This is a genomic window from Streptomyces sp. NPDC000880 (genome assembly GCF_053599675.1).
Window position 1 is genome coordinate 1 of the sequence record NZ_JBSFMS010000181.1, and the last position, 10,243, is coordinate 10,243.

The window sequence follows — 10,243 nt, forward strand, 5'->3', positions numbered from 1 at the left end:
CTGTTGTCGCCGGGGGGATTAAACATGTAAATCGGGGGGTGTTTCCCAGGTGTTTTGTCTTTGTGAATTTCCCCCCCCGGGGGGGGGGGGGGGGGGCCCCCCCCCCCCCCACCCCGTCAAGCAGAGCTTATGGCTCAGGCCTCCGCGGCCTCTTCGCCCTCGCCCTCGGCCTCGGCGGTCGGCTCCTCGGCCTGCGCGGCCAGGACCTGCAGGACGACGGTGTCGTCCTCGACGGCCAGGGTCGTGCCGGACGGCAGCGGCACGTCCTTGGCGAGGATGGAGTCGCCGGCCGCGAGGCCCGCGATGGAGACCGTGACGGACTCGGGGATGTGCGTGGCCTCGGCCTCGACCGGCAGGGCGTTCAGCACGTGCTCGACCAGGTAGGCACCCGGGGCCAGCTCGCCCTCGGTGTGCACGGGGATCTCGACGTTGACCTTCTCGCCGCGCTTCACGATGAGCAGGTCGATGTGCTCCAGGAAGCCCTTGATCGCGTCGCGCTGCACGGCCTTCGGAATGGCCAGCTCGGTCTTGCCCTCGATGTCCAGGGAGATCAGAACGTTGGAAGTACGCAGGGCGAGCAGCAGCTCGTGGCCCGGCAGCGTGATGTGGACCGGGTCGGAGCCGTGACCGTACAGAACACCGGGAACCTTGTTCTCGCGGCGGACGCGACGGGCCGCACCCTTGCCGAACTCGGAACGGATCTCGGCGGCGAGCTTCACCTCGGACATGTGCACTCCTCGTATTGCGATAAGAACTCTGGTGGCGGTCACCCGGCCACGACAGGCCTGCTACGAAGAGCGCGTCGATAACGGACCGCCGCACCGAAAGTGCGGCCTCCCTCGCCGAGCAACTCCGGCAGTCTACTCGGAGTGCCGCGAGCCACCCAATTCGATCAAGGGATGTGCCGAACTCGGCCACCGGCCGGGCATGAGAAAGAGCATGAGAAAGGGCCGTTCCCAGTGGGAACGGCCCTTTCTCGTACGTCCTTAGCTCTGCTCCTCGAAGAGGCTCGTCACCGAACCGTCCTCGAACACCTCACGCACCGCACGCGCGATCGTCGGCGCGATCGACAGCACCGTGATCTTGTCGAGCTCCAGGTCGCCCGGGTCGGGCAGCGTGTTCGTGAACACGAACTCGCTCACCTTGGAGTTCTTCAGACGGTCCGCCGCCGGCCCGGACAGGATGCCGTGCGTCGCCGTCACGATCACATCCTCCGCACCGTGCGCGAACAGCGCGTCCGCGGCGGCGCAGACGGTGCCACCGGTATCGATCATGTCGTCGACGAGGATGCAGACGCGGCCCTCGACCTGACCCACGACCTCGTGGACCGTCACCTGGTTGGCGACGTCCTTGTCGCGGCGCTTGTGGACGATCGCCAGCGGGGCGTCGAGCCGGTCGCACCAGCGGTCGGCGACGCGCACCCGGCCGGCGTCGGGGGAGACGACGGTGAGCTTGTCGCGGTCCACCTTCGCGCCCACGTAGTCGGCGAGCACCGGCAGCGCAGAGAGATGGTCCACCGGGCCGTCGAAGAAGCCCTGGATCTGGTCGGTGTGCAGATCGACCGTGAGGATGCGGTCGGCGCCCGCGGTCTTCAGCAGGTCGGCGATCAGCCGAGCCGAGATCGGCTCGCGGCCACGGTGCTTCTTGTCCTGACGGGCGTAGCCGTACGACGGGATGATCACGGTGGTGCTCCGGGCGGAGGCCCGCTTCAGAGCATCGATCATGATCAGCTGTTCCATGATCCATTTATTGATGGGAGCCGTGTGGCTCTGGATCAGGAAGCAGTCCGCGCCGCGCGCCGACTCCTGGAAGCGGACGTAGATCTCGCCGTTCGCGAAGTCGAAGGCCTTCGTCGGCACCAGGCCGACACCCAGCTGGTGTGCGACCTCCTCGGCCAGCTCGGGGTGGGCGCGGCCGGAGAAGAGCATCAGCTTCTTCTCGCCGGTCGTCTTGATCCCGGTCACAGCACTGTCTCCTCAGACGTGTCCTCTGGCCACGGGTGTACTGAACGTGAGCCAGCCGAATTTGTGTGCACGTATCACGGTACGCCGAGATTGGCGCACCGGTTTCCGGTCAGTTCCCTTCGGCGACCTGTTCCGTTACCACCTGGGCTGCCTGCGCGGCGGCGCTTCCGGGGCGCTTTCGAGCCACCCAACCCTCGATATTCCGCTGCTGGCCGCGGGCGACGGCCAGCGAACCGGCCGGTACATCCTTGGTGATGACCGAGCCCGCCGCGGTGTACGCGCCGTCCCCGATCGTGACGGGTGCCACAAACATGTTGTCCGAGCCAGTCTTGCAATGTGAGCCGACCGTGGTGTGGTGCTTGGCCTCGCCGTCGTAGTTCACGAACACGCTCGCGGCGCCGATGTTCGTGTAATCGCCGATCGTCGCGTCGCCGACGTAGGACAGATGCGGCACCTTCGTGCCCTCGCCGATCGTGGCGTTCTTCATCTCCACGTACGTACCGGCCTTGGCCTTCAGACCGAGCCGGGTGCCGGGACGCAGATACGCGTACGGGCCGACCGACGCCGACTCCCCGACCTCCGCGCGGTCCGCCACCGTGTTGTCCACCCGCGCGCCCGCGCCGACCGTGGTGTCCGTCAGCCGCGAGTTGGGGCCGACTTCGGCGCCCTCGGCGAGATGGGTCGCGCCCAGCAACTGCGTCCCGGGGTGCACGATCGCGTCCCGCTCGAACGTCACCGTCACATCCACGAGCACCGACGCCGGGTCGACGACCGTGACGCCGGCCATCATCGCCCGCTCGAGCAGGCGCTCGTTGAGCAGCCTGCGCGCCTCGGCCAGCTGAACGCGGTTGTTGATGCCCAGGATCTCCCGGTGGTCGCCGGCGACGGATGCCCCGACCCGGTGACCGGCCTCACGCAGGATGCCGAGGACGTCGGTGAGGTACTCCTCGCCCTGGCTGTTGTCCGTACGCACCTTGCCGAGCGCGTCCGCGAGCAGCTGCCCGTCGAAGGCGAAGACCCCGGAGTTGATCTCCCGGATCGCGCGCTGCTCCTCGGTGGCGTCCTTGTGCTCGACGATCGCGGTCACGGTGCCGGTGACGCTGTCCCGCACGATCCGGCCGTAGCCGGTGGAGTCCGGCACCTCGGCGGTCAGCACGGTGACGGCGTTGCCGTCGGCGGCGTGCGTCGCGGCGAGCGCCGTGAGCGTCTCGCCGGAGAGCAGGGGAGTGTCGCCGCACACGACGACGACGGTTCCCTCAGGGGTCCGGCCGAGCTCCTCGAGGGCCATCCGGACGGCGTGCCCGGTGCCGTTCTGCTCGGCCTGGTAGGCGGTGCGGGTGCCGGCGTACTGCTCGGCCAGATGGCCCTTGACCTGCTCACTCGCATGGCCGACGACGACGACGAGGTGCTCGGGGTCCAGCTCGCGGGCGGCGGAGACGACATGTCCGACGAGCGAGCGCCCGCAGATTTCGTGCAGGACCTTGGGGGTCTTCGACTTCATGCGGGTGCCCTCACCCGCTGCGAGGACGACGACGGCTGCCGGGCGGTTGGCGCTCACGGGTATGCCCTTCGGCTTCGGGTGGTGGACATCCGAAGGATACCGGGGGGTTTCGCATATGAAATAAGGGCGGGTCCTGACCGTGGAGGTCAGGACCCGAACTGCGAAGCTCCCCCGCCAGGACTCGAACCCGGACAGATGGCACCAAAAGCCACAGTGCTGCCAATTACACCACGGGGGATGGGATGCGGCTAAACCGGACATTAGGTCAGGTTGCCGGATCGGCACCCAACACTATGCCGTACCAAGCGCCTTCCATGCGACGGTAGTGATCGGCGCTCTTGGTGACGCGGCGAAGCGCAAGCGCTCGCCTGGGACATGGAGCAGGTCGGGTCACCGCAGACAGAGCTTGCACTCCCCGGAAAATGAGTCGCACCCGCCCGTAGGCTGGAAGGCATGACCACAACGGGGGCACACCAGGACGGCACGGGCACGACCACCCGTAGCCGGCTGTGGTGGGGACGGCGGCGCAGTGCCGCCTTGGATGTGGGGCTGGGGCTCGTCTCCGCCTTCGAGTGCGCTCTGGAGGGTGTGGCGTTCGCGGACAAGGCCGCGATTCCTGTGCCCGTCGGGGTGATGTTCGGGCTGGTCGTCGGGTCCGTGCTGGTGCTGCGGCGGCGGTGGCCGATCGCCGTGGTGCTGGTGTCGATCGCGACCACGCCCGCCGAGATGGGCTATCTGATGGGCGTCGTCGGGCTATACACGCTCGCCGCGTCCGATGTGCCGCGCCGGATCACCGCGACGCTCGCCGGGATGTCGCTGGCCGCGACGCTGATCGTGTCGTACGTGCGGATACGCCAGGACGTGCTGTCCGCGGACTTCAATCCGGAGCCCGGCGCCTGGTACGTACCGACGATGGCGGGCTTCATGTCGCTCGGCCTGACCGCGCCGCCCGTGCTGTTCGGTCTCTACATAGGGGCCAGGCGCCGGCTGATGGAGAGTCTGCGGGAGCGCGCGGACAGCCTGGAGCAGGAGCTGTCGCTGCTGGCCGACCGGGCCGAGCAGCGGGCTCAGTGGGCGCGTACGGAGGAGCGGACCCGGATCGCGCGGGAGATGCACGACGTCGTGGCGCACCGGGTGAGCCTGATGGTGGTGCACTCGGCCGCGCTGCAGGCGGTGGCGCTCAAGGATCCGCAGAAGGCCGTGAAGAACGCCGCGCTGGTGGGGGACATGGGCCGGCAGGCGCTGACCGAGCTGCGCGAGATGCTCGGCGTGCTGCGGGCGGGCGAGGACGAGCAGCGGGCTGCGAAGCCGGTGCCGCTGGTGGCGGTGGGGGTTGCCGCGGCCGCCGCTGCGGCCGCCGCCGAGGACGGGCCGTGTCTCGCCGACCTGGAGGGTCTGGTCGGTCAGTCACGGCAGGCCGGGATGGTGGTCGAGCTCGTGGTCCAGGGTGAGGCGCGGGAGTACGCGCCGGAGGTCGAGCAGACCGCGTACCGCGTGGTCCAGGAGGCTCTGACGAACGTCCACAAGCACGCGGCCGGCGCGAAGGTGATGGTGCGGCTCGCGCACCGCGAGGCCCAGGTCGCCATGCAGGTGGAGAACGGCGCTCCGGACGCCGACGGTGCGCCGACGGCCGCGAGGCTGCCGAGCGGTGGCAACGGCCTGGTGGGGATGCGGGAGAGGGTGCTTGCGCTGGGCGGGGTGTTCGTGTCCGGGCCGACCGACGTGGGCGGCTTCCGGGTGTCGGCGGTGCTGCCGGACCGGGACGGGTACATCGAGCGGCAGCTCTGACCTGTACTGGTCAGCCCCGGTCAGCCCCGGGCTCAGCCGAGCGTGAGCCGGGCCGGCAGGGCGCCCGTGACCAGCGTGGCGAGCGCCTGGTCGATGTCCGGGCCGAGGTACCAGTCGCCGGTGTGGTCGAGGCTGTAGACCCGGCCCTCGACGTCGATGGCCAGCACCGCCTGGTTGTCGCCCTCCTCCCCGAGCGGGGAGATCTCGGTGTCCAGCGCGCGCCCCAGATCGGCGAGGGTGCGGGCGAGGTGGAGCCCGGCCAGCGGGTCGAAGTGCACGGGCGTGGGGGCCGTCTGCCGGCCGGGGCCGGGGGCGGTGACGCGCAGTCCGCCGAATTCCGCCCAGGCTTCGACGGCCGCGGGGAACACCGCGTGCTGGTGGCCGGCCGGTGAGGTGTACGCGCGCAGCGTGTCCGCCCAGTGCTCGGCCAGCTTTATGTCCCAGCGGCCGGGCTGCCACCCCGCCTCGCGCAGGGCGGCGTCGACCGCGACCGGGAACCGGGTGGTGCTGAGGTGGTCGGGCATCGGTGCGGGTTCAGCCGTTCTCGGGTGCGGTCGGGTCGACGGGGCGTACCCCGAAGTGGTCGAGCATCGCCGTGCAGGAACGGCAGGGTGGTGCGTAGCTGCCGTGCAGCGGGTCGCCGTCCTCGCGGATGCGGCGTGCGGTGAGTTTCCCCTGTTTGAGTGCCCGCCGCGCCTCGCTGTGGGTCAGCGGTTTGCGCTGGGCCCGTTTTGAGCGCTGCGATTCGGCGGCGGTGAGATGGCGCGAGAGCAGGATCGCTTCGGGGCAGCGGCCGGTGAAGCGTTCGCGCTGGCCGCTGGTGAGGGTGTCGAGGAAGTCCTGTACGAGCGGGTGGAGCACGGGCGGCTGGTCGCCCTTTCCCGCGGTGCAGGTGAGGGTCTCGCCGCGGACGGAGAGGGCCGCGGCGACGGTGGGCAGGATGCCGTCGCGGCGGTGGTTCAGGGCGGGCGGGCGGTGGGCCTCGGTGCTGCTCCAGCGGAGGCGTGGATCGCCTGAGGTGCCAGGCGTGCTTGGTTGCGCTGTGTGCATGGTGTTGTTGTCCCCTCCCCCTGCACTCCCCCGATTGCGTTACAGCCTGCCAAATGGGCTGGGGGGTGCGGAAGCTGGGGCACTGAAACGTGTCGACCCGTCGGCAAACGGTCACTCGTTTGTGACTGTTCGTGACGGAAGTGGAGCGTCCGTTCTCCCTATTGCCCCACCGCATAGGCTGTCCTGAACCAGCCGGAACGCAGCAGGGGGCATACCGCCATGACGACAGGTCGGCAAGGGCTGGGGGCACCTCCCGGCCCCCGGGCCGGGGGACGAACCGCGCCACCGAACGCGGCCTACGCCGGGCAGGTCGTGAACTTCCCGGACCCGGTCCGGGCATCCCGCCACCCCAGAGGTGTGCGCGTGGACGAGAACGGCTATCCGGACTTTTCGCCGTACGCGCGTGCCGCCGCGCAGATTGCCGAGCCCCCGGAGGGCTTTGGCGTCGACGAACTGCGGCTCACCGACTACGTATCGGCGAATGCGGCGTTGCACGCCGACAGCCATGCGCTGTGGGCCACGATTCCCGCGGTCGCCACGCCGCACGGCTGGACCTGGCACCACGTGCCGGGCACCCGCCGTCTCGAACTGGTCCCGGTCGAGGTGAAGGCGCTGCTGCGGCACCACGGCGGCCTGGCGACGACGCTGGTGGACCAGGGCAAGCGGGGCACCCGGCCGCTGCAGGAGACCCGGCCCGCGCACTTCGGCCTGCCCAAGGGCGTGGTGTCGGTGACGGAGCATCAACTGCTCGGCGTCGAGGAGGACCTGGGTTACCGGCTGCCGGGCGCCTACCGTTCCTTCCTCAAGGCGGCGGGCGGCTGCGCCCCGGTCGGGGCGGCGCTCGACGCCGAGTTGGGGCTGCTGGTCGACCAGCCGTTCTTCACAGTGCGGGACGAGGCCGGGGTCAATGACCTGGTGTACGTCAACAAGTGCCTGCGGGACCACCTGACCAAGGACTACCTGGGCGTCGCGTTCGTCCAGGGCGGGATCCTGGCGGTGAAGGTCAAGGGCTCGGCGATCGGCTCGGTGTGGTTCTGCGCGTACGACGACGCACGGGACCAGGACGGCTGGAACGTGCAGGAGCGCGTGGAGCGGCTGCTGCTGCCGTGCGGCGACGACTTCGACGGTTTTCTGCAGCGCCTGGCGGGTAATCCGCCGGAGCTGGAGACCGTGGCGAACCTGATGGTGGACGGCGGCTTTGCGCACGCCGTCCCGATCTCGGACGAGGGGTGACGGTCCGATGGTGACCTTCGCGCAGGCGCAGGAGCGCGCGGAAGAGTGGGTCAACGGTGATGTGCCCGCGTATCAGCACCGTGAGGTGCGGGTGCGGGAGTTCGAGCTGGGCTTTGTTCTCTGGGCGGAGGACCGCGAGTCAGGCGCCCGTTCCGATGGCGGGCAGCAGCGGTTGGTGATCGCCCGCGACAGCGGTGAGGCGACGCTGTGGCCGGGATTGCCGGTGGGTGAGGTGATCCGCCGGTACGAGGAGGAGTACGGGGTCCAGGAGAAAGCCGCTGCCGCGCCCGAGCCGCCGCAGCGCATCGACCTGAATCAGACGTCGTTCCTGTTGAGCCCGCCGGAGTGGCTCCAGGAGGCGGCGGACAAGCTGGGGATCCCGGACCGGCGGTCGCCGGAGTCCGGCGCGGTGGCTTCGGGTTCGGGGGCGGCTGCCTCCGACGCGCCGGCGGGTGCGGGTGCGGGTGCGGGTGCGGTTGCGGGTGCGGGCGCGCCGTCGGCCGGGGCCGACTGGTCGGCCCCCGCTGCCGCTTCGGGCGCCACCGGCCCCAACGCGTCGCTGGCGGGCGGAACTTCGTCCGCCGCCGGGTCGGCGTGGCCCGCGGCCGGGTCTTCGGGCGGCGACGCCTCGCGCGGGGGGTCGCTGTGGCCCAGCGCCGGTGGCGGCGACTACGAGCCGACGGAATCCGACGGTGTGCCCGCCACGCCGTCCGGGGCCGCTGCGTGGACGGACACCAGCGCCGCCGGATCGGACGACGCCTCCGTGCCGCTGCCGGCCACGGTGTTCGCGCCGCCGATCTCCGGGGCCGACGACGACACCCCGCCGCCCGCGGGGGGCGCGGATGCGCCGACCGCGCTGATGTCGGGCGGCAGCCAGTTGCCGCGGACCGCGGTCGCCCCGGCGCTGAACCAGCAGCCTGGGGTGCCTTCCGGTACGAGCGCGGGTGACATCGCCGACGCGGCGACGAGCAAGGCGGTCCTGCCGCCGCGTGGCTCGCGCGGAGGTGGTCCGACGACTCCGCCGCCGCCCGGCGCTCCCGGCACTCCGGGCGCGCGGCCGGGGGCGATGCCGCCGCCGTCGGGGCCGGGTGCTCCCGGTGCTCCGGCGGGCGGCTATCTGCCGACGCAGCTCGTCTCGCAGCTGGGTCCGGAGGGACCGCAGCCGCCCGGTCCGCCCGGTCCGCCCGGTGCTGCTCCGACGCCTCCGGGTCCGCCCGGTGCGCCGACGCCCCCTGGTCCGCCGGGTGGTGGCGTGCACCATGCCGCGACGATGCTCGCGGACCCGAGCCAGATGGGCGGCCCTGGTGCGCCGCAGCCCCCGGGTCATCCTGGCGCTCCGGGTGCTCCGCAGCCTCCTGGTCCGCCCGGTCCTCCCGGTGGTACGCCGCCGCCGGGTGGTGGCGTGCACCATGCCGCGACGATGCTGGCCGATCCGAGCCGGATGGGCGGCCCTGGTGCGCCGCAGCCCCCGGGTCCGCCCGGTGTGCCGGCGCCCCCCGGCCCGCCCGGTGGTGGCGTGCACCACGCCGCGACCATGCTTGCCGGACCCGCCCCGATGGGCCCCGGTGCGCCGCAGCCGCCCGGTCCGCCCGGTGCGCCTCCCGGCCCGCCCCCCGGCCCCGTACCGCATGCGCCGCAGCCGCCCGCGTACGGCTATCCGCAGCAGCCGCCGCCCAGCATGCCGACGGTCGGCCCCGGCTACCAGGCCGTGCTGCGCTACCGCGCGCCCGACGGCTCCGAGGCCCAGCTGATCCGCCGCTCGGCGCCCGGCACTCCGCACCCGGAGTGGCAGATCCTGCATGAGCTGCGCGCCATGAACGTGCCGCCGCAGCAGGTGCTGGAGCTGCACACCGAGCTGGAGTCGTGCGAGCTGCCCGGCGGCTACTGCTCCCGGATGATCCGGGAGACCTGGCCGCAGGTGCGGATCACCTCCGTAGCTCCGTACGGCAGGGATCACGCCAGCCGGCAGCAGGGCATGCAGCATCTCCTCACCCACCAGGGCGAGTTGCACCAGGTCGCGGACGGCCCGGCGCGCCCCGCGCCGGTGCGGGCGCCGCTGCCGCAGGTGGCGCCGATCCCGCCGATCCCCCCGGAGGGGGTCGCGCAGGAACTGGTGGGCGCGTTCGGGCCGCAGGGCATCTGCCGGTTCGACCAGCGGGCCGTCTCGCGTCAGGGTGTGCCGGAGATTGTCGCGGCCACACTGGTGTGGGCGGGGCTGCCGGGCGACTTCAACCCGTTCTTCTGGGCGCAGCCTGCCCAGCCGGTCGTCCCGACGCTCGCGGAGCTCGCGGCACAGCGGCAGATTCAGCCCGCCTCCGACGCGGGTTCGTACCTCGTGGTGGGCAGCGACTTCGGCCGGGCGATCTGCGTCCAGTACGGCACGGCGCACATCGTGGCGGTGCCGGTGGAGGCGGGCCCGGGCGGTCAGCCGGTGGCGCCGCAGTTCGTGAACAGCGGGCTGCCGGAATTCACCCGCTGCCTGGCGCTGCTCGGTCGGATGTGGCGGCTGCGCTTCGGGCTCAACCCGGAGCAGGCCGGCCGCTGGACGGTCGACTTCCAGGCGCAGCTCGCCGCGCTGGACCCGGCGGCGCTGGCGTCGCCGGAGAGCTGGTGGTCGGTGCTGCTCGAGCAGATGTGGGACGGACTGCTGTAACGCCGTATGTGACGAGTCACCGGGGCGCCCGGCCTGCACATCAGGCCGGGCGCC

General features: G+C 71.4%; 8 protein-coding genes and 1 tRNA gene. 3 read left to right on the forward strand and 6 right to left on the reverse strand.

Annotated elements, in window-relative coordinates; genetic code table 11:
* Positions 1-134: 134 nt before the first annotated feature.
* From ACWDO5_RS33610 to ACWDO5_RS33625, 4 genes are all read right to left on the reverse strand, one after another.
* The gene (locus ACWDO5_RS33610) at positions 135-728 is read right to left on the reverse strand and encodes a 50S ribosomal protein L25/general stress protein Ctc (RefSeq protein WP_450534347.1); all 594 of its coding nucleotides are present in this window, start codon (positions 726-728) and stop codon (positions 135-137) included.
* Between the two features lie 258 nt (positions 729-986).
* Positions 987-1,964, reverse strand: a complete 978-nt coding sequence (locus ACWDO5_RS33615) for a ribose-phosphate diphosphokinase (RefSeq protein WP_450534348.1) — start codon at positions 1,962-1,964, stop codon at positions 987-989.
* Positions 1,965-2,073: 109 nt separating this feature from the next.
* Entirely contained in the window at positions 2,074-3,522 is a 1,449-nt protein-coding gene (glmU, locus tag ACWDO5_RS33620) for a bifunctional UDP-N-acetylglucosamine diphosphorylase/glucosamine-1-phosphate N-acetyltransferase GlmU (protein WP_450534349.1), read from the reverse strand.
* Between the two features lie 109 nt (positions 3,523-3,631).
* Positions 3,632-3,703: transfer RNA gene (locus ACWDO5_RS33625), tRNA-Gln, on the reverse strand.
* Positions 3,704-3,918: 215 nt separating this feature from the next.
* On the opposite strand from ACWDO5_RS33625, the gene ACWDO5_RS33630 reads away from it, so the two are divergent.
* A complete protein-coding gene (locus ACWDO5_RS33630; RefSeq protein WP_450534350.1) occupies positions 3,919-5,253 on the forward strand; it encodes a sensor histidine kinase in 1,335 nt (444 codons plus the stop codon).
* Between the two features lie 32 nt (positions 5,254-5,285).
* Here ACWDO5_RS33630 and ACWDO5_RS33635 read toward each other — a convergent pair whose 3' ends face one another.
* Positions 5,286-5,777 carry an SUKH-3 domain-containing protein gene (locus ACWDO5_RS33635; protein ID WP_450534351.1) on the reverse strand — a complete coding sequence of 164 codons (492 nt, stop codon included), beginning with the start codon at positions 5,775-5,777 and terminating at the stop codon, positions 5,286-5,288.
* A gap of 10 nt (positions 5,778-5,787) precedes the next feature.
* Positions 5,788-6,303, reverse strand: coding sequence for a YwqJ-related putative deaminase (locus ACWDO5_RS33640; protein ID WP_450534352.1), 516 nt, complete (start codon positions 6,301-6,303; stop codon positions 5,788-5,790).
* A 219-nt stretch (positions 6,304-6,522) separates the two neighbouring features.
* Here ACWDO5_RS33640 and ACWDO5_RS33645 point away from each other — a divergent pair, with 219 nt between their 5' ends.
* Both ACWDO5_RS33645 and ACWDO5_RS33650 read left to right on the forward strand, forming a co-directional pair.
* Entirely contained in the window at positions 6,523-7,536 is a 1,014-nt protein-coding gene (locus ACWDO5_RS33645) for an HNH endonuclease (protein ID WP_450534353.1), read from the forward strand.
* A gap of 7 nt (positions 7,537-7,543) precedes the next feature.
* Entirely contained in the window at positions 7,544-10,189 is a 2,646-nt protein-coding gene (locus tag ACWDO5_RS33650; RefSeq protein ID WP_450534354.1) for an SUKH-4 family immunity protein, read from the forward strand.
* The last annotated feature ends 54 nt before the right edge of the window (positions 10,190-10,243 follow it).